This is a genomic window from Marinomonas aquimarina, from assembly GCF_900089755.1.
Lineage (GTDB): Bacteria > Pseudomonadota > Gammaproteobacteria > Pseudomonadales > Marinomonadaceae > Marinomonas > Marinomonas aquimarina.
Genome location: NZ_FLOC01000007.1, coordinates 41825 through 58946 on the forward strand (window position 1 = coordinate 41825; position 17122 = coordinate 58946).

Below are 17122 nucleotides of genomic sequence, written 5' to 3' on the forward strand. Positions count from 1 at the left end.
TGGAAAAGGAGGATGGACGCATGCTTAAACTAAGCAAAGTCATTGGCCACCGTGGTGCGGCCACCTTGGCGCCAGAAAATACCTTAGCTTCTATTCGCGCGGCCGCCGCCGCTGGCGCCAAATGGGTCGAAATTGATGTCTACCCAATTGCCCAAGGTGGTTTGATTATCTTTCACGATGATCGCTTGGAGCGCTGTACCAACGGCTTTGGCAGCACCATGGAAGCCAGTCTTGAAACTATCTTGTCACTGGACGCTGGGCATTGGTTTGGTCATGAGCACCAAGGCGAAAAAATCCCCACATTTGAGCAGGCCATAGATTGTCTACAAGAGCTGGGCTTAGGTTTGAATCTTGAGATTAAGTATGACGGTCGCAACGTGGAGGCGGTGGTGCCAGCGATCCTTGCCACCTTGGCCGAGCGTTGGCAGGACCCTGATAAATTACTGCTCTCCAGCTTCAATTATCCCGCCTTACAATTGTGCCGCCGTTTAAGCCCAACGGTTCATTTAGGTTATCTCGTTGAAGAAGTGCCCCATGATTGGTTGCTCAAACTGGCGGCCATTAATGCCTGTTGCCTAGGCTGTCATTATCAGCCTTTGACGGAGCATCAGGCGCGCGCGGTCAAAGCGGCGGGTTACTTATTGGTGTGTTATACCGCCAACGAAGCACATCTGGTGCGTGAACATTGGCGTTGGGGCATGGACAGCGTGGTCACCGATGATCCACGACAGTTTGTCCATCTAGAACATAAGCATTAAAAAACGCTGCCGAGGCAGCGTTTTTTCATTCAGCGGACGGCTAGAATAAGTTTTCCAGCGCCGAATTTGTCGACGGTGTTACCCGGGCGGGATCCGCATTTTGACCATCCCTTGCTTCGGGGCGGGCAGCGACATTGGCGGCTGGCACATGGTCTCTGCGGAACACCTCAAAGATCGCATTTTTCTGGCCAGGGTAAGCGCGTTCGCCCGTGTTGGGGTCAATGCGCACAGTCACCAAGGAAGAGGGCTTATCAACATAGCTGGCTGGCGTGTCCGCTAATACCGGACGCATGTAGTCAATCCAAGTGGGTAGAGACGCCGAACCGCCCCATTCGCCACGACCCAGAGGCGACATATCATCGAAGCCGGTCCACACGGTTGTCACCACATCGCCGTTAAAACCAGAGAACCAGGCATCACGACCATCGTTGGTGGTGCCGGTTTTGCCAGCAATGTCATCGCGCTCTAGAACGCGGGCACGACGGCCCGTACCGTAGCGGATGACGTCACGCATAATGTCATAGATGATGTAGGCCACGTCTTCGTCCAGCACACGTGGCGCGACGGGACGCTCAACCACACCTTGCTGGGTGTCGAACAAACCTTTCTGGCTGAGTAAGGTTGCACTTGAATCATCGTTCTGCGGTCGTTCTAGTAAGGTGCAGTCTTGGCACACAGTGACCGGTTCCGCTTGGAAAATGATGTCACCATTACGGTCTTCGATACGCTCAATCAAGTATGGCTGCACACGGTAACCGCCATTTGAGAATACCGAGTAACCTGAAGCAATTTGCAGCGGCGAGAGGTTCGCGCTGCCCAATGACAAAGATAAATTGTGTGGCAATTCGTTCGGATCAAAGCCAAAACGCTTCATAAACTCAAGTGCTGTGCGAATGCCCATCTCATCGAGTAGGCGCACTGATACCACGTTTTGAGAGCGGTATAAGGCTTGGCGCAAACGGGTTGGGCCGTAGAACTTTCCGCCGTCATTGGTCGGGCGCCAGGCACTGGCTAGGTTGCTGTCATGGAACACCACTGGGGCATCGTTAATCACGCTGGCAGCAGTGTAGCCATTCGATAGGGCACTGGAATAAATAAACGGCTTGAAGTTTGAACCAGGCTGACGCTTGGACTGAGTGATGCGGTTAAACTTATTGGCAAAAAAGTTAAAACCACCCACCAGCGATTCGATGGCGCCGTCTTTGCTGTCCAAAGACACCAAGGCACTTTGTACTGCTGGTGTTTGCGCTAAGCGCCACGTGCTGTCGTCACTTGGGCGTAGCTGAATAATATCGCCAGCGACTAAGACGTCAGAGACGGTTTCGGGCTTTTTGCCACGAGAGTTTTCACTTAAGTAAGGTGCGGCCCAGCTCATGGCGCTAAACGGCAGTTCAAACGCCGAGCCATCTTGTAGGCGCAAAGAGGCGCTGTCAGCGGAGGTTTTTAACACCAACGCCATGGTCCAAGACGGAATGTTGCTGAACTCTTCTAGTGCTTCTTGTTGCGTCGCTAAGTCTTCGTCCAGTAGGTCTTTGCGAGTGTCTAGAGTACCACGGTAACCATGGCGCTCATCATAGTCCAATACGCCTTGGTAAACCGCTTGGTTGGCGTTGCGCTGGCGCTCAGAATTGATCGTGGTGTAGACCACCAAGCCTTCACTGTAGAGCTTATCGCCGTAGGACTGGTACAGTTCATGACGTACCATTTCCGCCACATAGTTGGCTTCGACATCGGCTTGAATACCGTAGTTTTTGGCGGTAACAGGGGCCTCAACAGCGGCTTGATAAGCATTTTTATCAATCATGCCTAGGGTCAACATGCGTTGCAGAATCCAGTTACGACGGATCAAGGCACGGGAAGGGTTGGCAACTGGGTTGAAGCGCGAGGGAGCTTTCGGTAGGCCAGCAATCATGGCGTATTGGGCCAGCGTCAGCTCACTTAAATGTTTACCGTAATAGACTTGGGCGGCGGCATCAAAACCGTAGGCACGCTTACCCAAGTAGATCTTGTTCATGTAGAGCTCTAGGATTTCATGCTTAGAGAGCTCTTGCTCCATTTTCAAAGAGATAAAGATCTCAGTGAATTTACGCATGAAGGTTTGTTCAAAGGATAGGAAGTAGTTACGTGCGACCTGCATGGTGATGGTACTACCACCACTTTGAATTTCACCACTGGTGACCAGTTGATAAGCCGCCCGCATCAGTCCCATGACGTCGACGCCAGGGTGATGGTAGAAGTTACTGTCTTCCGCGGCCAACACAGCATTCTCTAAATCCATTGGAATGTCTTCATAGCGGATGGGGGTACGACGTTGTTCACCAAACTCACCGATCAATTGCTCATCACGGGTATAAATGCGTAATGGAATCTGCAATTCGATGGCTTTCATTTCTTGCTTGGTAGGAATGCTGTCTTTGACTTGAAGGTAGACGGCATAGGTAATACCGGCAGCTGCCAATGCGCCGAGCAAAGCAAGTATAAAGAGAATTTTGAATGTTTTGGCCATGTTGGGTCACTGGTTATTTAGTGTTCGGGCGATTATACCTGACTTGAGTTGCCCTTGGAGGCTTGTTGGCCTGAAAATTCATGTTATCTTGTTGTAAAGATATGATGCAGATTGCATAAGCAAGTGTAAAAACATGCCATACTTGTATGCACGCTACGGAAGGCGACATCTTATTCATGGAGGGAACCATGTCTTTCTTTGCTCGACCCTATGTGTTGATCTGGCGCGATAACGCCTGGTTGGCCCTATCAAAACAACAGTACTTTCAGAATCAGGATGATCAGAGTGCTGCCCCAGCAGAGTCCCCCGACTGTTCTTTAGACGAGGCGTTACAGCAATTAGCCAGCTTTTTAAGACAGCGTAAGCGTAAGCCGAGTGCTATTTTATTGCCGGATGCTTGGCTAGAGATTAGTCAGTGCGATTTGGACCAAGACCTACCTCAGTCGCTGCATTTGTTGGCTGCCCATACTCAGGCGGGACAAATGTCGGTGCGCGAAAGTTTGCCGCCTATGATCAGTTATGTGACCCATCATAAACAGCACGCGGCGATGCATGTGGCTACCTTAGCCAAAACTTACTTTGACGCCTTTACGCAGTTGGGCATCACCAAGCTGTACAGCGAAGGACTGATTTGGCGCAGCCAGCTCAGTTCTTGGCGTCAGTTATCCAGTGCTATGCAATCCTTTGTCTCTTATGAAGACGACTATCTAGAACGTCAAACCGAGCACCGCTATCGCTGCACCTTGGTCGCGCTTATTGTATTGGTCGCGTTATCGAGTGGCTGGCTCGCCGCCCACCTTATTAAGCAGACACCGGAGCCGATGTCCGCCTTTCAGTGGCCCTGGCCCAGTGTGGACACGGAGCGCATGGAGATGATGGACAGCTTACGCTATTTGCGTACCTTGCCTGCCTCAGTCCGGCTGGATGATGTGCGTGTTAGCCAGAGCCGCATTCGTTTATCGGTGACAGGCAATGCGGCCGATGTTGTGCTGTGGCAAGCCAATTGGCCAGAGCAGTTGCCGCCACTGCTAATCATGCTGAATGGGGAAGGGCCAATATGACCACTGTGGTGTTACGCAAATTGACCTCGAGCCGCTATTTAACCTGCTTGCTAGCTCTAGAATGTGCCTTAGCCATTTGGGCGGTACAGGCACTTTGGCAGCATAAAAATGAGAGTCAGCGCTCGATAGGCTATTACCACTATCAAGAGAATCAGTGGCGTGCTTTGAATCAAGCGATCCGTACCATCCCACACGACTTGCCCGTGCAAATGCTCTACGGGGATGAGGCGGTGGTGGGCATGCGGTTACAGCAAACCATGGAGATCGCGGCGTGGCGCCATCTAATTGATGAACTGCATAAGCGCTTTTGGCTAACACCGACGGCGGTGCAATGGCGCCGTGAAGGGTATCAGTGGTTTGCTGACATTACTTGGCACTTTGTGCGGCCGAGTACCTTGAAACCGGATCTGAATATCTTGCCGTTTGAACGCCAGCAAACGTGGCCGAGCCAAGGGACATTAGTCAGTACTCTACATGGCCAGCGTTCGGCCGCCTTAATCAAGGTCGATCAAGAGGAAATGTGGCTGTATGAGGGGAATTGGCTGCCGCAGTTACAGGCAACCCTGACCCAAGTGGATCAAGAGTATGTGGTACTACAAAGTGGACAAGGAGAGCGGCGTCAGTTGTATCTAAGTGCTGCCACATCCCCTAGAGCGAGTACTCATAAGGAGCCCTAATATGTCGATGTTCCGCGCTATCGCTTGCGTTGTGTTCGCCTTAGGTGGGCTCGCTGTCAGCCTCAATGCATCGGCATTGGATGTGTTTGTGCGGCAACAGCCGGTGCAGCAGGTATTGCCTCAATTAGCGGCCGAACTGGGTACCAGTGTGGTGTTAGATCCCTTGATTGATGCCGACGTGACGCTGTCGATCCGTGAGGCAACTTGGGAGCAAGTATTGTCGGCAGTGGCGCAGCAATTACAATTGTCGCTGCACTGGCAGGACCAGATTGCCATCCTGTCTCAGGCGCCTGCACTGTCACAAACCGCAGATGATACGACCACTGGAAAGGAGCACTGTAACGATCGCATCTGGCACTTGAAACATGCCAAAGCCGCTTTGGTGGGGGAGCATGTGAAACAGTACTTTACTGATATCCGCGTCATCATCGATGCCCGCACCAATGCCATCATGACCCACTATTGTGGCAGCGACAGCGTACTGCAAAGCGCCATCGTATGGCTTGATAGCCCCATGCGGCAAATTGAAATCTCAGCGGAGATTGCTCAAGTCAGTGACAGTGTTCAAGAGCAGCTAGGAGTGAACTGGCAAGCACGGCTGCTTGATTCCGCCGAGAATGGTGTCTTAGGGAATGTGGACCTTGGTATTGCTTCGGCACCGGTGAATATGGGCATTGCTGGCACTAGTGGCTTGGTGAATTTATCGGCGACGCTGGATTGGTTAGAGCGCAATGGTTCAGCCAATATTCTTGCTCGACCCAAAATTGTGACTTCCGAAGGGCAGCCTGCGCGCATTGAGTCGGGGACTGAGGTGCCTTATCAGGTGATGAACGATGACAACCTCAGTGTTGAATTTCGCCAAGCCGGTTTGGTATTAGAGGTCACACCTGAGGTGAAAGACGCCTCGACGTTATTGCTCGACCTGCGCATACATCAGGACTCGGTGGGCGATATGGTCAATGGTGTGCCGAGCTTAGAAACCAATCGTGTGCAGACTCAAGTGGAGGTCAGAAATGGCGAAACCCTGGTGCTTGGCGGCATTTTTCGTGAGGAGCGATTGGTCACTATTAGCAAGGTTCCGGTGCTCGGAGACGTGCCTTTACTCGGCGCAATGTTCCGCCAACGTACTGAACAACAAGAAAAAAGGGAACTACTTGTATTTATCACGCCAAAACTGCTAAAAATGTCGGTAAACTAGGCACTAGCCGAAAACAGTTAACTTCGAAGTACAAAAACATGATTAACGCCCCGACTATTATACTCGTGGGTCCGATGGGTGCAGGGAAAACCACCATTGGGCGCCTTCTGTCGCAACAGTTAGACAGAGAATTTTTCGACTCCGATCGGGTGATTGAAGAGAACGCTGGTGCAGACATCCCTTGGATCTTTGAAAAGGAAGGTGAAGAAGGATTTCGTCGCCGCGAAACGCAAACGCTAGAAGCCATGCTCAGCGAAGAACAGCAGCCTGTTGTGTTAGCAACAGGGGGCGGTATCGTGATGAAGGAAGAAAACCGTGCCATGCTCAAGCAGCAGCCGTTAGTGGTTTACTTATTTGCTTCCGTGGCGCAACAGCTACAGCGCACGTCCAAAAGCAATAATCGCCCGCTGTTAAAGCAGGGCAACCCTAAGGAAACCTTGACGCGTTTGTTCGCCCTGCGCGATCCATTGTACCGTGAGGTCGCATCCGTGATCGTTGAGACGGACTCCCGTCATCCTAAGACCGTTGCAAACAAAGTAATGGACGCCATTAAAAAGCATTTGGCTACGGAGGTTTAACCTAATGCGCACTCTTACCGTTGACTTAGGTGAACGCAGTTACCCGATTTACATTGGCTCAGGTATTCGCCAGCAAAAAGAATTGTTCAGTAAAGCGATTGCTGGCAAACAAGTGATGATCGTGACCAACACCACGGTGGCCGATATTTATTTGGCGGATCTAGTGGCTTTGCTCGGCGCTGACTACAAGGTCGATACGTGTATTCTGCCGGATGGCGAACAGTATAAAACGCTGGCCACTTACGAAAGCATTATGACGTCCTTGTTGGAAGCGAAGCACAACCGCACCACGACGATTATTGCCCTAGGTGGCGGCGTCGTAGGTGATATGGCGGGCTTTGCCGCAGCGACGTATCAGCGTGGTGTGCCATTTATCCAAGTACCGACGACGCTGTTGTCACAGGTGGATTCGTCGGTGGGCGGTAAAACCGGTGTCAACCATCCACTGGGTAAGAACATGATTGGTGCTTTTTACCAGCCACAGGCGGTGATCATCGATAACGATACTTTGAAAACACTGCCTGAGCGCGAGCTGTCTGCCGGCATGGCAGAGGTGATTAAGTACGGTTTGATCTGTGATGCCCCATTCTTTACTTGGTTGGAAGAGAATGTTGACGATCTTATGGCACTGGATAATGAGAAAATTACTCATGCCATCTATGAATCCTGTGCCGCAAAAGCACGTGTGGTAGCACAAGATGAAAAAGAAGGTGGCATTCGTGCTATCTTGAACCTAGGTCATACCTTTGGTCATGCGATCGAAACGGAAATGGGCTACGGTGAATGGTTACACGGTGAAGCCGTGGCGGCGGGTACGGTATTAGCGGTCGATTTATCATGGCGCATGGGCAATCTGACGGAACAAGACGTCGAGCGCAGTGTCGCATTGTTAGCCAAAGCTAAGCTGCCGGTATTGCCGCCTAAAGGCATGGGGCGAGAAGCCTTTATTGATCGTATGCTATTGGATAAGAAAGTACTTGATGGCAATTTACGCCTAGTCTTGTTGAATGCTTTGGGCGATGCTTGCGTCACATCGGACTTTTCTATGGATGACTTCAATGGCTGTCTGAATGACGCGATTGAAGCGGCGAGTGCCGGTTAAACTAGCAAACTAAGACTTGAGGACACCCATGGCGGAGCCAAACTTTCAGTTCGATCTGGAGGAAGCCTTAGATCAGCAACCCAAAGTGATGCTGAGGAATCCGTTTGGCTCTAATGACACTCAAGTCTTTTTCTCGAGCGAAGAACGCAACCAACAATTGGGGATGTTGGAGCACTTAAGTCGCTACTCGAATCTACTCTCTGTAGTGGAGGGGGGCAGTGGCAGTGGTAAAACACGCTTCTTGCAAGAATTCATTCGTTTACAAAACGACAGTGCGATCCTCTGTCATGTAAAAGCCAGTATGCTGATGACCGCAGGGCAATTGTTGCAAGCGATCTATGCTGGCTATGCCGATGTGTTGGACAGCAGCCAGGCCGGTACCTCCTTTGGGCCGCTGTTAAAGTTTGCCCACGAAGCGGAGGCCAAAGGGCAAAAGGCGATTATCTTGATTGATAATGCCCATGAGCTCAACACCGATGCCATCATCATGCTGATGGATATGATGTCATTGGCCACCGAGTCGCAAGAAGTACCGCATATTGCTCTATTCACCGAACATTCGTTGGCGCGCAATCTGGATGCCTATCAAAGTAGCCGTTACGAGCAGCTCAGTCATGAGCTGGAATTAGCCCCTTTCTCATTAGAACAAACCCGTGCCTATCTGTTGCATCGTGTGCGCGCGATCGGTGGCGGGATTAATCTGCCGTTCAATGAGCGTCAAATTAAGAAAATCTACCAGCAGTCAGGCGGTATGCCTGGCGCAATCAATAAAGCGGCGTTGGCCATGATGGGCGACGCGCAAGCGGCTGAGTCGTTAGCGGGAGAAAAAAAGTCTTGGTTTAAGCGACCTAAGACGGGCCTGTCATTTGGCTTTCCTGTGGTACACATGGCCTTAATGTCGGTGATCATGCTCGGCATTCTCGTGGCAGTGGTGTTTAACGATGGTGAGGAGGACGCGCCGACTAATAGCACACGAGTGGCGCCGATTGGTCAGAATGCACCGCGCCAAGCCAGCTCGGAAACCATAGCTCGCATCGAAGCCATGCAGCGCCAGATTGGCCAAGACTCACCGATGTCATTGCCGCCGATTCCAGCGGAAGCGCTGCAACCGAACCAAGTACAGAGTAATAATAGCGCTCAGGGCAGTGCTCCCTCCTCGAATATTGCCAGCGCGCCAATTCGTTTGGCCCCGGTAGAATCTTCTGCGCCAGCCCCTGATACAGACAATTCTCCGGTGGTGAGCACTCCGATCCTGCAGACAGCGGGACAAGCCCAAGCGACTAATGAGCCGAAAACGGAAAGTGTGCCACTTGAGCAAACCGCCAGTCGTGACCCATTTGATAAAACCCAAGCTTGGTTAGAGCGCAATCCAAACCGTTACACCTTGCAACTGCTGGGCACACATAACCAGGATACGGTGCAGGAGTTTATCCGTGACCAAGGCAGTTTAGATGCCTTTAGCTACTTCCATGCGTTGCACAATGGCCGCGATTGGTACGTGGTGGTTTACGGTGAATACCGTAACCGCAGTGAAGCCATTGCTGCCGTCGAGAACCTACCGCAAGGCTTAAGACAGCTGAATCCTTGGGCGCGAAGTGTGCGTGGAATTCAGCAAGATATTCGCAGAGCCGGTGCGCAATAAGTAAGAAATATGACTGTCGACGCCGCTGAAATGCTTTTTCAGGGTCGTTTTTGTCGCTTTTTTATAAAAAACTTGCGAAAAAAGTAAAAAAAACCATATTCAACTGAATAACCCCCAATCCCAGTGATTTTTTCTGCCCCCAATTCGGCCAACCATAGATAATTCTCCTTTTCTGTGAGAATGGTTTTCATCTAGGGGCTGTTTTTCCTACTGTTTGGTCAATTATTAGGCGTCGTCATTTGAGCGCTTTCAAATCGCGGAGTAGTATCGTTTGCAGTTTGAATGGTTAGGTGGGTCTATAACAATCATTCCTCAAGCACTTCAGTCTGCTTGTCCGCCTAATTTTTATATGAAGTAATCGAGTAGAGTTTTCTACATTTTAACTGTGGGAGTTGGTGTATGAATGCAGGCCTTTATCGTCCTGGCGAGTTCAAAGACAACTGTGGGTTTGGCCTAATCGCTCACATGGAAGGCACGTCAAGTCACGACCTTCTCAAGACCGCAATCGAGTCCTTAACCAGTATGACACACCGTGGTGGTATCGCTGCCGACGGTAAAACGGGTGACGGCTGTGGTCTGTTGATTCAAAAGCCAGATGCTTTTCTACGTGAAGAAGCGCAAACGCTGTTCAATCATGTGTTCTCTGACCTATACGGCGTGGGCATGGTCTTTATGGACCAAGATGCGACGTTAGCAGATGAACAGCGTGAAACCTTAACCAAAGCATTAGCAGCCGAAGGATTAAACGTTGTGGGCTGGCGTGATGTGCCAGTGGATCCTTCTTGCCTTGGTACCATTGCACTAGATTGCCTACCGCGTATTGAACAAGTGTTTGTCGACAGCAATCGTCTGGATGCGCGCACGTTTGCTACACGTTTGTTCGTAGCGCGTCGTCGTTCTGAAATCGCACTAGCACAGTATGAAAACTTCTACATCTGTTCTTTGTCAGACAAAGTATTGGCCTACAAAGGCTTGATGATGCCGGTGGATCTGCCAACTTTCTACAAAGATCTTGGTAACGAAAAACTTAAAACCGCGATCTGTGTTTTCCACCAGCGTTTCTCAACTAACACTCTACCGAAGTGGCCACTAGCACAGCCATTCCGCATGTTGGCGCACAACGGTGAGATCAACACCATCGAAGGTAACCGTAACTGGGCAATTGCTCGCGGTAGCAAACTACGTTCACCGTTGTTGCCAGAAATTCCAGAACTCACGCCTGTGGTTAACCTAACCGGTTCTGACTCGTCGTCGATGGACAACATGTTGGAGCTATTGGTGACTGGTGGTATGGATATCTTCCGCGCCGCTCGTATGATCATTCCACCAGCATGGCAAAACGTTGAGAACATGGACCCAGAAATCCGTGCCTTCTACGAATTCAACTCGATGCACATGGAACCATGGGATGGCCCAGCTGGCCTAGTCATGACCGATGGCCGTCATGCTATCTGTATGCTGGACCGTAACGGTCTACGTCCTGCCCGTTGGGTGGTGACCAAGAACGGTTACATCACGCTAGCCTCTGAAGTCGGTACTTACAACTACAAGCCAGAAGACGTGGTCTCTAAAGGTCGTGTTGGCCCAGGTAAGATGTTGGTGGTGGATACTCAGACCGGCCAAGTGCTGCATACTGAGGACATCGATAACAAACTGAAGTCCGCACATCCTTACAAAAAATGGTTGAAGCAAGAAGGTCTGCGCATTGAGGCTCTATTGCAAGAGCACACCATGGCGTTTGAACCTTTCACACCAGAGCAAATGTCGACCTACCAAAAGATGTTCCAAGTGTCTTTTGAAGAGCGTGATCAGATCTTCCGTCCATTAGCTGAAAGTGGGCATGAAGCGGTTGGCTCAATGGGGGATGATACGCCAATGGCGGTGATGTCGAGCCAGACGCGTCCGGTGTCGGATTACTTTCGTCAGAAGTTCGCACAGGTCACCAACCCGCCAATCGACCCTCTGCGTGAATCCGTGGTGATGTCGCTTGAAACATTGATTGGGGTGGAGCGTAACCTGTTTGAGGAAACGCCAAAACACGCCAACCGTATCATCTTATCCTCGCCAGTGCTGTCACCACGCAAGTACAGCCGTTTGTTAGCGATGGATGATCACCGTTTCCGTTTAGTGCGCCTGAACACCACTTACAACCCAGATGACATTGGTCTTGAGCAAGCGATCCGCAACCTACAACTGAGTGCCGAAGAAGTGGTACGTAACGGTGCCGTGATCGTGGTGTTAACCGACCGTGAAATCGAGAAAGGTCACTTGCCAATCCCTGCGCCAATGGCCGTGGGTGCGGTACACCACCACCTAACCGAAGCCGGTCTACGTTGTGATTCCAACATCGTGGCTGACACGGGCTTTGCGCGCGATCCACATCAGTTCGCCGTGCTGTTAGGCTTTGGTGCCACAGCCGTTTACCCATACCTGTCTTACCGTCTGATCAATAACATGATCGACAAAGGCGAAGTCTTGGGTGACCCAATTGCGTGTCACCAGAAGTACCGTAAGGGTATCAACAAAGGCCTGATGAAAATCATGTCTAAGATGGGGATCTCAACGGTTGCTTCTTACCGTGGCGCACAGCTATTCGAAGCGGTTGGTCTAGACAGCAAAGTCGTTGATCTATGTTTCAAAGGGGTACCAAGCCGTATCCAAGGTTCGACGTTCGAAGACTTCCAACGTGAGCAGCAGCTTATTTCTGACAATGCTTGGAAGGCGCGTAAGCCAATCAACCAAGGTGGTTACCTAAAATACGTTCACGGTCAGGAATACCATGCCTTTAACCCTGATGTGGTGCGTAACCTACAAACCTCGGTAAGCAGTGGTAAGTTTGAAGATTTCAGCAAATACGCAGAGCTTGTTAACACTCGCCCAGCGTCGATGCTGCGTGACCTATTTGGTCTTAAGGAAGACGTTAAGCCAGTGGCCGTTGAGGAAGTGGAAGCGATCGAACAGATCCTACCGCGCTTCGACTCTGCCGGTATGTCCCTAGGTGCCTTGTCACCAGAAGCCCACGAAGCCCTCGCCCAAGCGATGAACGAACTCGGTTGTCGCTCCAACTCTGGTGAAGGGGGTGAAGACCCTGCACGTCACGGTACCGAGCGTCGTTCTAAGATCAAGCAGATCGCGTCCGGCCGTTTCGGTGTCACACCAGAATACCTAGTTAACGCTGAAGTGCTACAGATCAAAGTGGCACAAGGTGCCAAGCCAGGTGAAGGTGGTCAGCTGCCAGGCGGTAAAGTAAACGGTCTAATCGCACGTCTACGTTACTCGGTGCCAGGTGTCACGCTGATATCGCCACCACCGCACCACGACATTTACTCGATCGAAGACTTGGCGCAGCTCATTTTCGACTTGAAACAAGTGAACCCAGATGCCTTGGTGTCGGTGAAGCTGGTGTCTGAGCCAGGTGTCGGTACGATCGCCGCAGGTGTAGCGAAAGCGTACGCGGACTTGATCACCATCTCGGGTTACGACGGTGGTACGGCGGCATCGCCTATTACCTCGATCCGTCACGCGGGCTCGCCATGGGAGCTGGGTCTTGCGGAAGCGCAACAAGCGCTTCGTGCCAACGATCTACGTGGCAAGATCCGCCTGCAAACAGACGGTGGTCTGAAGACCGGTCTAGATGTGGTGAAAGCGGCGATCCTAGGCGCTGAAAGCTTTGGTTTCGGTACCACGCCAATGGTGGCAATGGGCTGTAAATTCCTACGTATCTGTCACCTAAACAACTGTGCTACCGGTGTGGCAACGCAGGATGAAAAACTGCGTGAAGAGTACTTCATCGGTACGGTGGAAATGATTAAAAACTTCTTCCGCTTTATGGCTGAGGATACGCGTCAGTGGATGGCGAAATTGGGCGTCACTAAGATGGCCGACCTGATTGGTCGTACGGATCTGCTAACGCTATTGCCGGGTGAAACCAGCAAACAAGCGAACTTGGATCTGTCGCCAATCTTGAACAACGATGCGATCCCAGCGGAAAAACCACAGTACTGCCAAGTACCGTTCAACCCACCACATGACAAAGGTCTGTTGGCTGAGAAAATGTGGGCAACGGTACAAAACGCGGTGGAAGAAAAAGAGGGCGGTGAGTTTGCATTTAATGTGACCAACCAAGACCGTTCCATCGGTGCCCGTCTATCGGGTGAAATTGCCAAACGTTACGGCAACCAAGGCATGGTTGATTCACCCATCAACTTGAAGCTAACAGGTACCGCAGGTCAGTCATTTGGTGTCTGGAACGCCGGTGGTTTGAACATGTACCTAGAAGGCGATGCCAACGACTACGTCGGTAAAGGTATGACCGGCGGTAAGCTGGTGGTTCGTCCACCAAAAGGTTCGGCGTTTGAATCGAATAAGTCAGCGATCATTGGTAACACCTGTTTGTACGGTGCCACGGGCGGTACTTTGTACGCCGTTGGTACAGCGGGCGAGCGTTTCGGTGTGCGTAACTCTGGTTGTCACGCCGTGATTGAAGGTGCAGGCGATCACTGTTGTGAATACATGACCGGCGGCTTGGTGACGGTACTGGGTAACACGGGTTACAACTTCGGTGCCGGTATGACCGGTGGTTTTGCTTACGTACTCGACCTTGATCGTACCTTCGTTGATAAATTTAACCACGAGTTGGTTGAGATCCAGCGTGTAGGCACAGAGCTGACGGAAGAATACCGTTCGCACCTACGTAGCGTGATCGAAGAGTATGTTCGCGAAACTGATAGCGAGTGGGGCCATGAAATCCTAGAGAACTTCTACGATTACATCGGCAAGTTCTGGTTAGTGAAACCAAAAGCCGCAAGCCTTGGACAACTGTTGGCGAACACACGTCAGCGTCCAGAATAAGTTTGGTTTAAGAGAACGTTCCTAACCCAGTTTGACCCATTTGAAAGAGTGCCGCGCGGTGCGCGGCCACAGGAGATAGCAGCTTATGTCTGAGCGCTTGAACAACGTATTTCAATTTGTTGAAGTAGATCGTAAAGATCCAAAGAAAAAGCCACTGCTGACGCGTAAATCTCAGTTCGTGGAAATTTATCGTCCATTCGAAGAGCCACAGGCCAAAGATCAAGCACATCGTTGTCTTGAGTGTGGCAACCCTTACTGTGAATGGAAATGTCCAGTACATAACTACATCCCAAACTGGTTGAAGTTGGTATCTGAGGGCAATATTTTAGAAGCGGCCGAGCTTAGCCACCAAACCAACTCACTGCCAGAAGTGTGTGGTCGTGTGTGTCCACAAGACCGTCTGTGTGAAGGCGCTTGTACCCTTGGTGAAGGCGGTTTCGGTGCGGTGACGATTGGTTCGGTGGAGAAGTACATCACCGACACGGCGTTCGCACTAGGCTGGCGTCCAGATATGTCTCAAGTGGTGCCGGTTGATAAAACCGTCGCCATCGTTGGTGCGGGCCCGGCAGGCCTTGCCTGTGCGGACATCTTAGTTCGTAACGGTGTCAAGCCGGTTGTGTTTGACAAGAACCCAGAGATCGGCGGCCTACTGACCTTTGGTATCCCAGAGTTCAAACTTGAGAAGTCGGTGATGACACGCCGTCGAGAAGTGTTTGAAGAAATGGGCGTTGAGTTCGTACTGGGTACCAGTGTTGGTGACGACGTACCGTTTGAACACCTACTAGAAGAATACGATGCGGTATTCCTAGGCATGGGGACTTACAAATACATGAAAGGTGGCTTCCCTGGTGAAGATCTACCGGGTGTTTACGATGCGCTAGATTTCCTTATCTCTAACGTAAACCACTGCTTAGGCTTTGAAGAAGACGAAGATGACTTCATCAGTATGAAAGGCAAGCAAGTAGTGGTACTAGGCGGTGGTGATACGGCGATGGACTGTAACCGTACCTCGATCCGTCAAGGTGCCAAGACAGTGACTTGTGCTTACCGTCGTGACGAAGAGAACATGCCAGGCTCACGCAAAGAAGTGCGCAATGCCCGTGAAGAGGGCGTGCAGTTCCTATTTAACCGTCAGCCCGTGGAAATCGTCGGTGATGGCAAAGTAGAAGGCATCAAGGTAGTGGAAACGCAAATGGGCGAGCCAGACGAAAATGGCCGTCGTAGCGCGGAAATCATCGAAGGCAGTGAGCAAATTATCCCTGCGGATGTGGTTCTAGTAGCGTTTGGTTTCCAACCAAGCCCGGCACCATGGTTTGAGAAATTCGGCATCGAAACCGATAGCCGTGGCCGCGTGCTCGCGCCGAGCGATAGCAAGTTCCTGTTCCAAACCACCAATGAAAAGATCTTTGCTGGCGGTGATATGGTGCGTGGTTCTGACCTAGTGGTGACAGCGATCGATGAAGGTCGTAAAGCCGCAGAAGGCATCATGGACTTCCTAGACATCTAAGTTTCGTCATGTGACCCACTTAGTGGTGTCTCATCTAAGCCCCTACCCTATGGTAGGGGCTTTTTTTTGCCTAAGACCTTTAGGGGAAATCGTCGCTCGACTTCACGTATTGCTTAACGGTTGTGATCAATCACTGCCTTCTTTTGGCCGCTGGGGACAAACTCTAGAGCGTTAGCTCGCGAAATGCTTGGCGCTTTGCCTAGGAGTTTCTTAACCAGAAGCCATATCGCGGCAGTGAAAAAGATAGCTACAAAACCATCAAACGCATAATGCCAGCCTAAGTGCACCGACCCTATTAGGATGATAACGGTGTATATCCATGAGAGGATACCGAGCTTCTTGTTGATGCTGTATACAGAGGTCGACATTAGATAGGTAATGGAGACATGCATACTGGGCAGTGCAGAAATCCCTGAACCAATGTCTCTTATATCTGAGCTGTAGTGCTCCCATAGTAGGTCTTGAATGAATAACGACCAAATTTTAAAGGGGCTACCTTGCGCTTCTAAGCGTTCATTTTGAGTATTGAGAATGGTCATTAACTCGTGATAAGGGTCTTCTCCCGGATACGTTAGACCATAGAAACAGGGACCGACAGAGGAAAATACTATCGCAGAAAGGTTTCCAATGAGGATCCAGCAAAGCATAAAGGATAGGATGATCTGCAGCCTTTTCTCTTTTAGGTCCACCTTAATCATGCATACGATTAAGAATGTGGATATCACAAAAAACCATATACTGTACATCAGGCTTATTAGGCTGCTGGTTAAGGCGTCAGGAAAAAGCATGTGTGTAATTTCCCAAGGGTGTACGCCAAAAAAGAGGGTTTTATCTATTTCTACAAGGACAGGATCTAAATAGAAAGGCACTATTTCAGGCAAGAAGGACTTGATAGATGTGTAGATAGATAGAATTAAAGCAATGGAAAGTGATAGTAGGATAAAGTTCAAACTTTCAGGCCAATGGATAAAAGGTTTGGCGATGAGTGAAAGTAACTTGGTTAATGGGCGCTTATCTAGTGTTGCAATAAGGTAAATCAAGTAGGAAATGACATAGGCGATAAATGATATAACGATAGTGATAAGAAATGGCTTTCGATATAGGTTTATGTCAAATAGCGGTGTTTCAAGGTAAAGCTGAATAATTCCTTGAAATAGAATAATGAGCAAGGTCAGAAAGTAGATTGCCTTGTCTCTTAGTATCGGGAACAGGATTTCTAGTAAGTGTCTGTTCATAGTACTA

General features: G+C 50.4%; 11 protein-coding genes. 9 read left to right on the top strand and 2 right to left on the bottom strand.

The genetic code is table 11. The annotated features are described in order from the left end of the window. Positions 1-20: 20 nt before the first annotated feature. Positions 21-758, top strand: a complete 738-nt coding sequence (locus MAQ5080_RS07290) for a glycerophosphodiester phosphodiesterase family protein (RefSeq protein WP_067208166.1) — start codon at positions 21-23, stop codon at positions 756-758. Between the two features lie 40 nt (positions 759-798). Here MAQ5080_RS07290 and MAQ5080_RS07295 read toward each other — a convergent pair whose 3' ends face one another. Further along, a complete protein-coding gene (locus MAQ5080_RS07295; protein ID WP_067208169.1) occupies positions 799-3264 on the bottom strand; it encodes a penicillin-binding protein 1A in 2466 nt (821 codons plus the stop codon). Between the two features lie 188 nt (positions 3265-3452). Here MAQ5080_RS07295 and MAQ5080_RS07300 point away from each other — a divergent pair, with 188 nt between their 5' ends. From MAQ5080_RS07300 to MAQ5080_RS07335, 8 genes are all read left to right on the top strand, one after another. Next, on the top strand, positions 3453-4325 hold the full coding sequence (locus MAQ5080_RS07300) for a hypothetical protein (protein WP_067208172.1): 873 nt from the start codon (positions 3453-3455) through the stop codon (positions 4323-4325). Continuing rightward, positions 4322-5002: a hypothetical protein gene (locus tag MAQ5080_RS07305; RefSeq protein ID WP_067208175.1), complete on the top strand. Its 681-nt coding sequence runs from the start codon at positions 4322-4324 to the stop codon at positions 5000-5002. The genes MAQ5080_RS07300 and MAQ5080_RS07305 overlap by 4 nt, the downstream gene beginning before the upstream one ends. 1 nt (position 5003) lies before the next feature. Further along, positions 5004-6200: a secretin GspD/PilQ domain-containing protein gene (locus tag MAQ5080_RS07310; RefSeq protein ID WP_156496542.1), complete on the top strand. Its 1197-nt coding sequence runs from the start codon at positions 5004-5006 to the stop codon at positions 6198-6200. 38 nt (positions 6201-6238) lie between these two features. Beyond that, on the top strand, positions 6239-6778 hold the full coding sequence (aroK, locus tag MAQ5080_RS07315) for a shikimate kinase AroK (protein WP_067208178.1): 540 nt from the start codon (positions 6239-6241) through the stop codon (positions 6776-6778). A gap of 4 nt (positions 6779-6782) precedes the next feature. Further along, the gene (gene aroB, locus MAQ5080_RS07320; RefSeq protein WP_067208182.1) at positions 6783-7880 is read left to right on the top strand and encodes a 3-dehydroquinate synthase; all 1098 of its coding nucleotides are present in this window, start codon (positions 6783-6785) and stop codon (positions 7878-7880) included. Positions 7881-7908: 28 nt separating this feature from the next. Then, positions 7909-9522: an SPOR domain-containing protein gene (locus MAQ5080_RS07325; protein ID WP_067208185.1), complete on the top strand. Its 1614-nt coding sequence runs from the start codon at positions 7909-7911 to the stop codon at positions 9520-9522. 399 nt (positions 9523-9921) lie between these two features. Then, positions 9922-14373: a glutamate synthase large subunit gene (gltB, locus tag MAQ5080_RS07330; RefSeq protein ID WP_067208189.1), complete on the top strand. Its 4452-nt coding sequence runs from the start codon at positions 9922-9924 to the stop codon at positions 14371-14373. An 85-nt stretch (positions 14374-14458) separates the two neighbouring features. Then, a complete protein-coding gene (locus MAQ5080_RS07335; protein ID WP_067208192.1) occupies positions 14459-15880 on the top strand; it encodes an FAD-dependent oxidoreductase in 1422 nt (473 codons plus the stop codon). A gap of 113 nt (positions 15881-15993) precedes the next feature. Here MAQ5080_RS07335 and MAQ5080_RS07340 read toward each other — a convergent pair whose 3' ends face one another. After that, positions 15994-17115 carry a phosphatase PAP2 family protein gene (locus MAQ5080_RS07340; protein ID WP_067208195.1) on the bottom strand — a complete coding sequence of 374 codons (1122 nt, stop codon included), beginning with the start codon at positions 17113-17115 and terminating at the stop codon, positions 15994-15996. Positions 17116-17122 lie beyond the last annotated feature (7 nt).